The organism is Nitrospirota bacterium, from assembly GCA_037386965.1.
GTDB lineage: Bacteria > Nitrospirota > Thermodesulfovibrionia > Thermodesulfovibrionales > JdFR-86 > JARRLN01.
Map to the genome: position 1 here is coordinate 1 of JARRLN010000061.1, position 13467 is coordinate 13467.

At 62.6% G+C, this 13467-nt stretch carries 14 protein-coding genes; 8 read left to right on the forward strand and 6 right to left on the reverse strand.

Features of this window, described 5'->3' with window-relative positions; genetic code table 11:
- Positions 1–750, forward strand: a 750-nt coding sequence (locus P8Y39_09505; GenBank protein MEJ2192563.1) for a cation transporting ATPase C-terminal domain-containing protein, incomplete at its 5' end; no start/stop codon positions are given.
- 95 nt (positions 751–845) lie between these two features.
- Positions 846–1466, forward strand: coding sequence for a LysE family transporter (locus P8Y39_09510; protein MEJ2192564.1), 621 nt, complete (start codon positions 846–848; stop codon positions 1464–1466).
- Positions 1467–1526: 60 nt separating this feature from the next.
- On the opposite strand, the gene P8Y39_09515 is transcribed toward P8Y39_09510, so the two are convergent.
- From P8Y39_09515 to P8Y39_09535, 5 genes are all read right to left on the reverse strand, one after another.
- Positions 1527–2462 carry an OmpA family protein gene (locus tag P8Y39_09515; GenBank protein ID MEJ2192565.1) on the reverse strand — a complete coding sequence of 312 codons (936 nt, stop codon included), beginning with the start codon at positions 2460–2462 and terminating at the stop codon, positions 1527–1529.
- A 292-nt stretch (positions 2463–2754) separates the two neighbouring features.
- Positions 2755–3249 carry a rubrerythrin family protein gene (locus P8Y39_09520; protein MEJ2192566.1) on the reverse strand — a complete coding sequence of 165 codons (495 nt, stop codon included), beginning with the start codon at positions 3247–3249 and terminating at the stop codon, positions 2755–2757.
- A 14-nt stretch (positions 3250–3263) separates the two neighbouring features.
- Positions 3264–3767 carry a rubredoxin gene (locus tag P8Y39_09525; protein ID MEJ2192567.1) on the reverse strand — a complete coding sequence of 168 codons (504 nt, stop codon included), beginning with the start codon at positions 3765–3767 and terminating at the stop codon, positions 3264–3266.
- Positions 3768–3773: 6 nt separating this feature from the next.
- Entirely contained in the window at positions 3774–3881 is a 108-nt protein-coding gene (locus tag P8Y39_09530) for a rubredoxin (GenBank protein ID MEJ2192568.1), read from the reverse strand.
- A gap of 3 nt (positions 3882–3884) precedes the next feature.
- The gene (locus P8Y39_09535; protein ID MEJ2192569.1) at positions 3885–4292 is read right to left on the reverse strand and encodes a transcriptional repressor; all 408 of its coding nucleotides are present in this window, start codon (positions 4290–4292) and stop codon (positions 3885–3887) included.
- A 263-nt stretch (positions 4293–4555) separates the two neighbouring features.
- Between P8Y39_09535 and nuoE the strand changes: the two genes are divergently transcribed.
- From nuoE to P8Y39_09560, 5 genes are all read left to right on the forward strand, one after another.
- Complete coding sequence (gene nuoE, locus P8Y39_09540; protein ID MEJ2192570.1) at positions 4556–5092, forward strand: NADH-quinone oxidoreductase subunit NuoE; 537 nt, start codon at positions 4556–4558, stop codon at positions 5090–5092.
- A complete protein-coding gene (gene nuoF / locus P8Y39_09545) occupies positions 5067–6866 on the forward strand; it encodes an NADH-quinone oxidoreductase subunit NuoF (protein MEJ2192571.1) in 1800 nt (599 codons plus the stop codon). The genes nuoE and nuoF overlap by 26 nt, the downstream gene beginning before the upstream one ends.
- Positions 6847–9549: a formate dehydrogenase subunit alpha gene (gene fdhF, locus P8Y39_09550; GenBank protein MEJ2192572.1), complete on the forward strand. Its 2703-nt coding sequence runs from the start codon at positions 6847–6849 to the stop codon at positions 9547–9549. Before nuoF ends, fdhF begins: the two co-directional genes overlap by 20 nt.
- Positions 9546–10001, forward strand: coding sequence for a cyclic nucleotide-binding domain-containing protein (locus tag P8Y39_09555; protein ID MEJ2192573.1), 456 nt, complete (start codon positions 9546–9548; stop codon positions 9999–10001). Before fdhF ends, P8Y39_09555 begins: the two co-directional genes overlap by 4 nt.
- A 72-nt stretch (positions 10002–10073) precedes the next feature.
- A complete protein-coding gene (locus P8Y39_09560) occupies positions 10074–11837 on the forward strand; it encodes a formate--tetrahydrofolate ligase (protein ID MEJ2192574.1) in 1764 nt (587 codons plus the stop codon).
- 62 nt (positions 11838–11899) lie between these two features.
- Here the strand turns inward: P8Y39_09560 and metF are convergent, their stop codons facing one another.
- Positions 11900–12769, reverse strand: a complete 870-nt coding sequence (gene metF / locus P8Y39_09565; protein MEJ2192575.1) for a methylenetetrahydrofolate reductase [NAD(P)H] — start codon at positions 12767–12769, stop codon at positions 11900–11902.
- Between the two features lie 247 nt (positions 12770–13016).
- Here metF and P8Y39_09570 point away from each other — a divergent pair.
- A partial coding sequence (locus P8Y39_09570) for a nuclease-related domain-containing protein (protein MEJ2192576.1) occupies positions 13017–13467 on the forward strand: 451 nt, incomplete at its 3' end.

Consider the following 13467-nt stretch of genomic DNA (forward strand, 5'->3'; position numbering starts at 1 on the left):
GCCAAGGAGGCCGCCGAGATGGTGCTTGCCGACGACAACTTCGCCTCCATCGCCCATGCAGTGGAGGAAGGCCGGACGGTCTATGACAATATCAAGAAGGCAATCACCTTCATCCTCCCCACCAACGGCGGGGAGGCTGGCATCATCGTCGCGGCCATCATGGCGGGCCGCGTCCTGCCCATTACGCCGGTGCAGATACTCTGGGTCAACATGATAACGGCCGTTACCCTGGCCCTCTCCCTGGCCTTCGAGCCCGCCGAGCGAGCCGTGATGAAGCGCCCCCCGCGGGACCCGGGGGAGCCCATCCTTTCGCTGTTTCTCCTCTGGCGCATCGCCTTCGTCTCCATCATTATCGTCGTGGGCACCTTCGGGCTGTTCCTCTGGGACAGGCTCCATGAGGTAAGCATCGAGTCCTCGCGCACCGTGGCGGTCAACGCGCTGGTGATGTTCGAGGTCTTTTACCTCCTGAGCACCCGCTCCCTCCGGGAGCCTGTGCTCTCCCGGGAGGGGCTTCTGGGCAACCGCGCCGTGCACGTCTCCATAGCCCTCGTGCTCGGGGCACAGATTCTCTTTACCTATCTGCCGCCCGTGCAGCGGCTCTTCGGCTCCGCCCCCGTGGGCTTCTGGGACTGGGTGCGCATCGTCCTCGTGGCGGCCTCGGTCTTTGCCCTGGTCGAAGGGGAAAAGCAGGTGGGCATCTGGCAAAGGAGGCGGCGTGCGGAGGTGCCGGAGAAAATTCTCAGGCCCTGAGACATTTCCCCCGGCGCAGGCCCGCTTGTTGAGCCGAAAGCTGGCGCGCAAAGGCCGGCTTTCCCCCGGGTCCCCCGGCGGGCTAAAATGGTGAGATGCAGCAGCAGGGGCTCGTGGTTTTCCTTTTTTCCGCCGCTGCCGTCTCCCTGTCGGGCGCGCTCTCGCCCGGCCCCTTGACGGCGGCCGTGGTGCAGCAAGGGGGCAGGTCCCGCCTGGCGGGCGTGCTCGCCGCCCTGGGCCACGGCGTCGTGGAGTTCCCCCTCATCGCCCTGGGGGCGAGCACGGTTTTCAAGGCCGAGGGGGTGCGGGTCGCCATCGGCCTGGCCGGAGGGGGCTATCTCATTTTCCTGGCCAAGGGGCTTGTGCTTCCCACGGGCCGACGGAGCGAGGGCGGAGAGGCGGGCGGGGCGTCCTCGCTTGTTTCGGGCATGGTGCTGAGCGCGGGAAACCCCTACTTTCTTCTCTGGTGGGCCACGGTCGGCCTTACCCTGGTGGCGGGCGCAGTGAGCTTCGGCACGGCGGGCGTTGTGCTATTTGCGGTGGTGCACTGGCTCTGTGACCTCGTCTGGCTGAGTTTTCTCTCCCTGCTCTCCCATAAGGGGGTGCGGGCGTTCGGAGCCGGCCTTGCCCGCAAGGTCGACCTTGTCTCCGGCCTTGTGATGCTTGTCTTCGGCGGCATCTTCATCATGGAGTCCGTGAAGATTCTTCTTCCGTAACCGCACATAGAAAGTCCGGCTGCGGCCTTCCGGAGCTCCGGCTCCCGTGACTCCGAGGAATTATCTGGCCTGGTCCGGGGCCGCCTCTTCGGGCTCGAGCGGGACCAGGACAATCTCGATGCGGCGGTTCCTGGCCCTGCCCTCTTCCGTATCGTTGGAAGCCACGGGGTGATACTGGGCATAGCCCGCCACGCTCAGAAGCCGGGGGTTGACGCCGCGCTCCTGGAGATAACGCGCGACATTCGTGGCCCGCGCGGTGGAGAGCTCCCAGTTGGTGGGGAATATCTTCTTCAGCTCCGGGCCGATGGCGACATTGTCCGTGTGCCCTTCGATACGGATCTGCCTGTCCTGCACCTTCCTGAGAATGCCGGCCACACGGCCGAGGACCTCCTTGCCCTGGGGCTTCACACGGGAGCTTCCGGAATCGAAGAGGACCTTGTCCACCATGCTCACCGAGAGCCTGTCGCGGAGCTGGTTGATGGCGACGCGGCCGCGGTCGATTTCCCCCTGAAGCTCCCCCACCAGGGCGTCATAGGTGCCCGTGAGGTCCTTGACTGCCGCCTTCTTCTCCTGGTGGGCCTCCAGAAGCTCCTCGTTCAGACGGTCAAGCTCCGCCTTCTGGCTCTCCACCTCCTTTTCGCGGCGGGCCAGGCTCTGCTTGAGCTCCTCCACCCGCAGTTTCTGCTGTCTGACCTCGGACTCCAGACGGGCTATATCGGCGGACAGTCCCGTGCGGTCGTCCTCCATCGCGCGGGTGAGACGGGCGTTGGCCTCGCCGAGCTCGGCGACTTTCCCCTTCAGACGGTCGTTCGCCTGGGCAAGGGCGGCGCGGTCCTCATCGCAGAGTTTCTTGGTCGCCTCAAGCTGTCCCGAGAGGGTGGAGACCTCCGTCTTGAGCTCGCCCACCTCCGCGACACGGGCCTTGTACTGCCGGGAGGAGACACACCCGGCCACGAGGAAAACGGCCAGACCGGCTACCAGAATGCGCAGACTCATTTCTCCGACCCTCCGGTGCGGCAAGGTTTTCTATTCTAACGCTTCAGTCCCGGAAAAACCATGCTTTCTTGAGCGGGCCATCGGAGGGGGGAGTGGCCAAGCGCCCGCGCAGATGGATGAAGGAACTTTCCTTGCCAGGTGGCTAGACAAAGGGAGAGAGACTCGACCTTATGTGTCTTTCAGGGGGATGCGCAGGGGGGATGCCAGTCCCCCATGCGCAAAGTCAGGGGGATGCGCAAGGGGGATGGGAAATCCCTCTTGCGCGCCAATACGCCAGTCTCCCCTGCTCAAGTCAGGCCACCTTCTTGAACGCTTCCTTCTTCGACTTGCAGATGGGGCATACGTCCGGGGGCTCGCCCTCCACGGTGTTTCCGCACACGGAGCACACCCAGTAGTCCACTTCCTCGTTCCTGCCCAGGTTCTCCAGGGCCTTCTTATAAAGGTCGGCGTGAATCTTCTCCACTTCGTTGGCATAGGTGAAGGACTGCTCCGCCTGCTTCCTGCCCTCTTTCGCGGCCTCCTCGACCATGGGCGGGTACATGCTCTGAAACTCGTAGCTCTCCCCTCCGATGGCCTCCTTGAGGTTCTCCCCGGTGCTCTTGATACCTCCCAGGGCCCGGAGGTGGTTGTGGGCGTGAACGGTCTCTGCCTGGGCCGCGGCCCTGAAAAGCCTGGCCACCTGCTTGTAGCCCTCCTTTTCGGCCTTATCGGCAAAGGCGAGATATTTCCTGTTGGCCTGGGACTCTCCGGCGAAGGCGTCCTTCAGGTTCTGCTCCGTGCTCGGCATACGGCATCCTCCTTTCAGGATATTTTCTCGAATCCACTCTTCGGAGAACCGCACCGTGGACACGTCCAGTCATCGGGCAGTTCCTCGAAGCGTACTCCCTGTGCGTCTTCCTTATATAGCCACTTGCTCATGGCGCACCGCCACACGATGCCGTCCTCCCGCTGTCCATGGCTCTCAAGGACCTGCCATCCCCTCCTCTCCCACTCCCGAACTGGAGGAGGAATGAAGCCGGAGTAGATCTCCTTGTCCCGGGCATCCTGCACCGAGACGGCTACGGTGAGGGCGCCCTTGCCGACCGTGTACCCCCAGTCAAAAAGGTCCCTGGTCTCCGGGTCGGTCATCTTGGCCGTAAACTCGATGAGCCCGGGGCTCCTTCTTTTGACCCTGGAGAGGGAGTAACAGCAGCGCGCAACGGATGTGCAGCCGCATTTACCGCTGCGAAGCTCCAGTCCGTCCACCCGGAACCCTCCGGGTATCTTCTCCACCACCGGCTCGCCGGCCTCGGTTAGGGAACTCATCGTCCGCTATCCTTTCTTTACCATGGTGCCCGACCCTCCGCAAGAGGGACACTTTTTGGGCTTGCACCGGGCCTCCTTGGTGGCACCGCATTTCTCGCACACGAAAACCGCCATCCCTCACACCTCCTTCCGTTTTCTGCAGTCGGGGCAGAGCCCGCGAAACTGAACGTGGCTTCCCGTAATGACGAAACCCTCCGGCTGCCCCCGGGGCACCTCCACGCGGCACCGCTCGGGGATGTCGGCCACCCGTCCGCAGAACGTGCAGATGACGTGGTCGTGCTCGTGGGTGCCGGGGTCGTAACGCCTCCTCCGGGGGTCTATCGAAAGCTCCAGGAGCTCGCCCCGGTCCCTCAGGGTCTCCAGGGTGTTATACACAGTGGCCAGGCTCATGGTGGGAAACCTCCGCCTGACGGCCCTGTAAATCTCCTCCGCCGAGGGATGTCCGGTGTTTCCCTCCAGGTAGCGCAGTATGGCCAGCCTCTGGGGGGTTCTCTTGAAGCCCCGCTCTTTCGCCTTGTCGCTCATCGTGCCTTTTTCGCCAGACTCTTTTAGAATGATTCTTATGTAACATAGGTTATAACAGGATACGGGCTTTGTCAAGAGAAATTTCACAATGTTAAAATATCCATGTTCACCCCGTCCGAAGGCGCTTCGGCAGACTTTTGCCAACGGGGCGCCCGGGCCGGAAACGTGAGGGGAGAGAGGCGATAATCCTTGATAATCGGCTTTTCCGTCGGTTATGATAATCGTCTGACTCTTCCCCGAGGAAAAGATAACGGACAATGACTATGCCATCTGAACAGGAGACCACTACCCTTTCGGCGGAGCAGCATGAGACGCTCTCGGCCCTGGTGGAGAAGTACCGTTCGAATCCCGGAAGCACCATACCCATCCTTCAGGACGTCGAGGGGCACTTCGGGTATCTACCCGAGCAGGCCCTCAACTGGATAGCCGACAGGCTGGACATTCCCCGCAGCCACTTCTACGGCGTGGCCACTTTTTACGCGCAGTTCCATCTCAAGCCCAGGGGCGAAAACATAGTCTCCGTGTGCTGCGGAACGGCCTGCCACGTGAAGGGAGGCACCAAAATCGCCGAGCAGCTGCACAGGGACCTCGGCCTGGCGCCGGGTGAAGATACGACAACCGATAAGATGTTCACCCTGGAGACGGTCAGATGCGTCGGCGCCTGCAGCATCGCGCCCGTGGTCCTTGTCAACAGCAAAGTCTACGCCGATATGACTTTGAAAAGCGCCTCCAAACTGCTGAAGAGGCTCAGAAACGAAACCTGCCAGGTTCATTATGACGACGCAGAAACAGAAGGATAACTCAAGGAAGATAATCGTCCGGGTATGCATCGGCACCGGGGGCCTCGCCGCGGGCGGCAAAGAGGTCATCGCCGCTTTCAAGAAGGCCATCAACGACGCCTGCGTGGACGTGGACGTGGATTTCACGTGCCACTACCAGAAGGTCGGCTGCAGGGGGTTCTGTGCACGGGACGTCCTCGTCGATGTCGTGGACGGCGATGAGAGCATAACCTATCAGGGCATGGAGCCGGAGATGGCACGCAGGATAGTGGAGGACCATCTCATCGGCGGCAAGCCCGTGCGGAAATGGCTCATCGACGACAGCTACTATGCCTTCTATGAAAAACAACAGAAGATACTTCTCGTCGATTGCGGCACCATAGACCCCGAAGACATTGACGCTTATATGAAGGTCGGCGGCTACGGCGGCATACAGAAGGTCCTGAAGGAGATGACGCCCGAAGACCTGATAGCCGAAATGAAGGCATCGGGGCTTCGCGGCAGGGGCGGGGCGGGCTTCCCGACATGGTTGAAGTGGGATTTGTGCAAAAAGTCGGCTTCCGACAAAAAGTACATGGTCTGTAACGCCGACGAGGGGGACCCCGGCGCGTTCATGGACCGCTCGCTCATCGAAGGCAACCCGCATTCCATCATCGAAGGAATGATGATAGCAGGGTATGCCATCGGCGCGAGCGAGGGCTATGTCTACATCAGGGCTGAATATCCCGCCGCGGTCGACAGGCTCAAGCTCGCCATCGAGCAGGCCCACCAGAAGGGCTTCCTGGGCGAGAACATCTTCGGCTCCAACTTCAGCTTCACCGTCAAGATAAAGCTGGGCGCGGGCGCCTTTGTCTGTGGCGAGGAAACCGCCCTTATCGCCTCCATCGAGGGCGAGCGCGGGATGCCCCGGGCCAAGCCGCCCTTCCCCGCCCAGAGCGGCCTCTGGGGCAAGCCCACCGTGATAAACAACGTGGAGACGTTATCCAACATACCGTACATCATACGAAACGGCGCCCAGTGGTTCTCGTCCTACGGCACCGAAAAGTCGAAGGGCACCAAGGTCTTCGCCCTCACCGGCAAGGTCAAGAACACCGGCCTTATAGAAGTGCCCATGGGCATCAGGCTCGGCGAGATCATCTACGACATAGGCGGCGGCATCATAGAGGACAAGAAGCTCAAGGCCGTGCAGACCGGCGGCCCCTCGGGGGGCTGCATTCCCGCCAACCTTCTCGACACGCCCGTGGACTACGAGTCGCTCGCGAAAGTGGGCTCCATAGTGGGCTCCGGCGGCATGGTCGTGCTGGACGAGGACGACTGCATGGTGAACGTGGCCAAGTTCTTCCTGGAATTCACGCAGGCCGAATCGTGCGGCAAGTGCGTGCCCTGCCGGGTGGGCACCAAGAGGCTGCTGGAGATAATGGAGAGAATCACCTCCGGCAGGGGCAAGGAGTCGGACATCCCGCTTCTGGAAAGGCTCAGCAACGACATAAAGTCCGCCTCGCTCTGCGGCCTGGGCCAGACGGCGCCCAACCCGATTCTGAGCACCCTGAAGTATTTCAGGGAGGAGTACGAGGCCCACCTCGAAGGCCGCTGTCCGGCCAAGGTCTGCAAGGAGCTGCTCACCTATACGGTCCTGGAAGAGTTCTGCAAGGGCTGTGGGGCCTGCCTGAGGGCATGCTCGGTGGGGGCCGTCTCCGGGGAGAAGAAGAAGCCCCACGTCATCGACGAGTCCCTGTGCGTAAAGTGCGGGGCCTGCTTCGATGTATGCAAATTCAATGCAGTGGCGAGGGATTAAGATGATAAACCTGACCATAAACGGCAATCCTCTCTCGGCCGCGCCCGGCACCACCGTGCTGGAGGCGGCGACCAGGGCGGGGATTTTCATCCCCACCCTCTGCCACCACCCCAAGCTCACGCCCTTCGGCGGCTGCCGGCTCTGCGTAGTGGAGATAGAGGGCATCCCCAGGCCGGTGACGGCCTGCACCACCCCCGTCAACGAGGGGATGGACGTGCAAACCCATACGCCCCGCCTGGAGGAGCTGAGAAGGACCGTCCTGGAGCTCATCCTCTCGGACCATCCCAACGACTGCATGGTCTGCGAGAAGGCCGGCGACTGCGTTTTGCAGGAGCTCGCCTACTACTACGGCCTGGAGGAAAACCCCTATGCGGGGGAAAGGCGCACCTACGAGCACAGGGACGGCAACCCCTTCATCGAGAGGGACATGGAAAAGTGCATCCTCTGCGGCCGGTGCGTCAAGGTCTGCGACGAGGTGCAGGGCGTGGAGGCCATCGACTTCGCCTACCGTGGGTTCACCGCCAAGGTCTGCCCCCCCTTCGAGCGGGACCTGGACTGCGAGTTCTGCGGCCAGTGCGTGGCCATCTGTCCCACGGGGGCCCTCACGGGGAAGATGTGGTCCCGCAAGGGAAGGCAGCACGGCGTCAGGAAGGTCAATACCGTCTGCACCTACTGCGGCACGGGCTGCACGCTCACGCTGCACGTGCGGGGCAACGAGGTCATCCGGGTGAGCTCTCCAGCGTCCTCCCCTAACGAGGGATGGCTCTGCGTGAAGGGGCGCTTCGGCTACGAGTTCATCAACAGCCCCGACCGCCTGACCACGCCCCTCATCAAGCGAAACGGCACCTTCGAGGAGACCACCTGGGAGGAGGCCCTGGATTACACGGCCCGGAGGCTCGGGGAAATCAAGGAGGCCCACGGGGCCGACGCCCTGGGCGGGCTGTCCTCGGCCCGGTGCACCAACGAGGAGAACTACCTCTTCCAGAAGTTCATCCGCGCGGCGGTGGGCACCAACAACGTCGACCACTGCGCGCGCCTTTGACACAGCCCCACGGTGGCCAGTTTGGCCGCCACCCTGGGCTCCGGAGCCATGACCAACTCCATCGAGGGCATCGAGAAGACCGAGGTCATCTTCATCATCGGCTCCAATACGAAGGAGACTCATCCGGTCATCGCCAACAAGATGCTCAAGGCCCGCCGCCGGGGGGCCAGGATTATCGTCGCCGACCCCCGCCGCATCCCCATGGTGCGGTTCGCCGACGTCTTTCTCAAGCTCGCGCCCGGCACCGACATCGCCCTGCTGAATGCCATGGCAAACGTCATCCTCAAGGAGGGACTGCACGACAAGGAGTTCATCGAACAGCATACCGAAGGGTTCGAGGTCTGGGCGGAGTCCATCGCCGAGTTCACCCCCGAGGCCGCCGAGGCCACGACGGGCGTGCCCAAGGAAGACATCGTCCGCGCGGCCCGGATGTACGGCGGCTCCCGCAGGGCCGGCATCTTCTACACCATGGGCATCACCCAGCACTCCCACGGCTCGGCCAATGTGAGCGCCCTGAGCAACCTGGCCCTGCTGACCGGCAATCTGGGAAGGCCCCATGCGGGGCTGAACCCGCTGAGGGGGCAGAACAACGTGCAGGGGGCCTGCGACTCCGGCGCCCTGCCCAACGTCTACCCCGGCTATCAGGACGTGGAGAGCCCGCGGGCGAAGGAGAAATTCGAGGCCGCCTGGGGGAGGCCGCTTTCCGGAAAAGCCGGGCTCAAATCCACCGAGATGACGCCGGCCGCCCTTGAGGGGAAGCTCAAGGCCCTCTATATCATGGGCGAGAACCCCGTCCTGAGCGACGCCTACATGGGGCACACGGTAAAGGCGCTCGAAAGCCTCGATTTCCTGGTGGTCCAGGACATTTTCCTTACCGAGACGGCGGCCCTGGCCGACGTGGTGCTGCCGGCGGCATGTTTCGCGGAGAAGGAAGGCACGTTCACCAACACGGAGCGGAAGGTGCAGCTCCTGCGCCGTGCGGTGCGCCCACCGGGGCAGGCGCGGGAAGACCTGAACATCATCAAGGACCTCTCGGGCCGCATGGGCTACCCTGCTGGGGACGCCTCGGCCGAAGACGTCTTCGCCGAAATCGGCACCCTCTGGCCGGCCCTGGCCGGGATGTCCTACGAGCGCCTCCGGCACGGCGGCATCCAGTGGCCCTGTCCCACGGCCGACCATCCCGGAACGGAGCACCTCTACAGGGGCGGATTCCCCCGCGGCAAGGCCCTCTTCGCGGCTGCGGCCTGCACGCGGGGGGCGGAGCCCACGGACGGCGGCTATCCCTTCGTCCTGACGACCGGAAGAAACCTCTTCCAATACCATACGGGCTCCATGACCCGTCGGGTGCAGGCCATCGAGGCCCACGCGGGCGAGGCCTACGCCGAGGTCAACGACCGGGACGCCCTCGCGCTGGACCTCCAGGACGGCGATCGGATGACCGTCACCTCGCGGCGCGGCAGCATCGGCATCCGGGCACGGGTGACCGGCCGCGTGCCGGAGGGCACGGTGTTCATCCCGATGCACTACCGGGAGGCCGCCGCAAACGTCATCACCAACGACGCCACGGATCCCTTCGCGAAGATCCCCGAGTTCAAGGCATGTGCAGTAAAAATCGAGAAAGAGACGGGGGAAAAGCCATGACAAGCGCGGAAGACCTGAAACACCAAAGGCTGTTCGAGGACATAGAGTTATCCGAACTGCAAAGCCTGGTGCCGGTCATCGAGGAAATCGAGCTGAAAGAAGGCGACACTCTGTTTACCGAAGGAGAGGACACGCGGGGCATCTATCTCATCCGCTCCGGGAGGGTCGAGATATCCAAGGTGACGGCCGACGGCTGGAAACAGCGCCTCGCGGTCTTCGCCCAGGGGCACTTCATCGGCGAGCTCTCCATCATGGAAAAGACGGTGCACGAGGCCTCGGCAAAGGCACTGGAAGGCTCGGAGCTTCTTCTTCTGCCCAAGGAGGAGTTCTGGAAGCTGGAGAAGGAAAACGTGGCCCTCGCTTTCCAGATCGTCAAGAAAATCGCCATCATCATGAGCAAGAACCTCAGGCACATGAACCGGCGTTTCATAGACGCCCTTATTAACTACTGAGAAACGTCCGGTTTCTCGGTTTGATACATTCTTCGTCTGACAAAGACTTCTGAGACCCGAAAGGAGGACTGGATGCCGCTGGACCCAACGAAGCACGCCGACTGGGAAGTTGCCGAAGCAGCCGAGAAGAGCATGAAGACGGTCTACGAGCTGGGGGAGCAGCTCGGGCTTGAGAAAGAGGAGCTTCTGCCCCACGGCCACTACGTGGCGAAGCTGGACTTCGCGAAGATCCTCGGCCGCCTGAAGGACAAGCCCGACTGCAAGTACGTCGACGTCACCGCCATCACTCCGACCCCTCTGGGAGAGGGCAAGTCCACCACCACCATGGGCCTGACCCAGGGGCTCGGGAAGCGGGGCAGGAACGTCGTCGCCGCCATCCGGCAGCCCTCCGGCGGTCCCACCATGAACATCAAGGGCTCCGCTGCCGGCGGCGGCCTGAGCCAGTGCATTCCTCTGACGCCGTTCTCCCTGGGGCTGACCGGCGACATCAACGCCATCATGAACGCCCATAACCTCGCCATGGTCGCCCTGACCTCCCGGATGCAGCACGAGTTCAACTACTCCGACGAGCAGCTTGCCAAGCGGAACCTCCGGCGCCTGAACATCGACCCCCGCAACGTGGAGATGAAGTGGATTATCGACTTCTGCGCCCAGACCCTGAGGAACATCGTCATCGGCAGGGGGACCAAGATGGACGGCTTCATGATGGACTCGGGCTTCGCCATCGCCGTCAGCTCCGAGGTGATGGCCATTCTCTCGGTGGCCAAGGACCTCGCGGACATGCGGGCCAGGATGGGCAGAATCGTCGTGGCCTACGACAAGCAGGGCAACCCGGTGACCACCGAGGACCTGGAGGTGGCCGGGGCGATGACGGCCTGGATGGTGGAGGCCCTCAACCCCAACCTCATGCAGACCATCGAGGGGCAGCCCGTCCTGGTGCACGCCGGCCCCTTCGCCAACATAGCCATCGGCCAGAGTTCCATCATCGCCGACCGCATCGGCCTGAAGCTCGGCGAGTACCACCTCACCGAGAGCGGCTTCGGCGCGGACATCGGGTTTGAGAAGTTCTGGAACCTCAAGTGCCGGTTCTCCGGCCTCAAGCCCCACGCCGCGGTGCTCGTGGCCACCATCCGCGCCCTCAAGTGCCACGGCGGCGCTCCCATCCCCGTCCCGGGCCGCCCCATGCCCGAGGAGTACAAGGCGGAGAACGTGGGCTGGGTCGAGGAAGGCACGAAGAACCTCATCCATCACATCAATACCATCAAGAAGGCCGGCATCAACCCGGTGGTCTGCATCAACGCCTTCCACACGGACACGGAAAACGAGATCAAGGCGGTCCGCCGGCTGGCCGAGCAGGCCGGGGCCCGGGTGGCCGTCTCCACCCACTGGCAGCACGGCGGCGAAGGTGCCCTGGAGCTTGCCGACGCCGTCGTGGACGCCTGCAACGAGCCCAACGAGTTCAAGCTCCTCTACGACCTCTCCACCCCCCTGAGGACGCGCATCGAGATGATAGCCGAGCAGGTCTACGGCGCCGACGGCGTGGAGTACACCCCCGAGGCCCTCAAGAAGGCCAAGCGCATGGAGGGCGACCCCGACATCTCCAAGCTCGGCACCTGCATGGTGAAGACCCACCTGAGCCTCTCGGACAACCCCGCCGTCAAAGGGGTGCCCGCCGGATGGAAGCTCTTCGTCCGCGACATCCTCACGTACAAGGGCGCAGGGTTCGTGGTCCCGGTGGCCGGCGACATAAAGCTCATGCCCGGCACCGGCTCCGACCCCGCCTACAGGCGCGTGGACGTGGACGCCAAGAGCGGCAAGGTCAAGGGACTCTTCTAAGAAGCCGTCAAAGAGCACGGAAGAAGGGCGGCCCCTCTCGGGGGAGCCGCCCTTCTCTTTGTTCATGTGAAGTGGGGGGAGAGGCCGTCCAGGATTTTCAGGACCGCGTCGGACTTGTTCAGGGTGTAGAAGTGCAGGTAGCGCACGCCGTTACCAAGCAGGTCCTCGCACTGGCTCACCGCGTAGTGCACGCCGAGCTTCATGCTCTCCTCCGGGTCGCCCAGGGCGGGGGCAAAGAGCTCCTCCAGCTTCGGGGGAATGGTGGCGTGGCAGAAGCCCGCGAACTTCCGTATCTTCTCAAAGTCCGTTACCGGCATGATGCCCGGGAAGATGGGCACCGTGATGCCGGCCTTCCGGGCGCGGTCCAGGAAATCATAGTAGTAGCGGTTATCGAAGAACATCTGGGTGATGGCAAAGTCCGCCCCGGCGTCCACCTTCATCCTGGTGTACTCGATGTCCTTTTGCAGGCTGGGAGACTCCTGGTGCCCCTCCGGATAGCAAGCCACGGCCACGGAGAAGTCCCCTACTTCCCGGACGAAGCGTACCAGGTCCAGGGCATACCGGAACTCGCCCGACGGTCTGAAATCATACATGTCCTTGGGCGGGTCGCCCCGAAGGGCCAGGATGTTGTCTACGCCGAAGCGCTTGTAGTCCCCGAGGAGGTCCTCAAGCTCGGCCCTTTCGGCCCCGATGCAGGTGAGATGGCTCATCACGGCGAGGTCGGTCTCCTCCGTAATCCAAAGGAGGGCGTTCCGCGTCCTGTCCCGGGTGCTCCCGCCGGCCCCATAAGTGACCGACACATACACCGGGCCGCGGGCGGCCAGCGTGCCGACCACACCCATGAAGTCCTCCTTCCCCTCGATGCTCTTGGGAGGGAAGAACTCGAAGGAGAAACCCCTGTCCCTCTTGCTGAGAACGTCCGTTATCTTCATGGGCACCTCCCCTTTCCCTCCATCTTAACGCCTGGCGAGGACACGGCGATATGAGACCGTCATATGCCGATTATAGCCCGTGGCACCGGCCCTCGCAAACCGGTTTGACAAAACCCCCGCCCTGCCTTTTGCCCCTTCTGGAAATCCCAAATATGCTGCAGTCACCTTTTTGTGATTTCCGTCTCACGCGCCGAGCGGCCAGAAGGCTACAATGGATCAGCAAATATTCCAACGCGGAGAAACGGACATGGCCATTGAAAAGGGCGAAGCAGGCAGGTCCGGCTTCAGAAGGGCCAGAAATTACCACCTCGGCAAGAACCTGGTGACGGCAGTCTGTGTTCTCACCCTCGCCGCCATCGTCTACACCATGTTCGATTCCCTCAGCGCCGGTCTGGTAACGTTTGCGGTTCTTGCGATAGGTTTCAAGGCGATGTGGTCCCATATGAAGAAGGAATTGCACTATTACGAAGAGCATGAGCGAAGGGAGTCGAAGGGCGCAAGGGCCGAGGAGCGGATCGGGGCCCTCCTGCGAGAGCTGTCCGACGACCATGTCGTCTTCCATGACATCAAGAGCCCCTACGGCAACATCGACCACGTAATCATAAACGAGAAGAATCAGGTCTTCCTTATAGAGACCAAATCGCATCACGGAGAGGTCACCCGCGAGAAAGACAAGCTCCTGGTCAATCACAAAATGC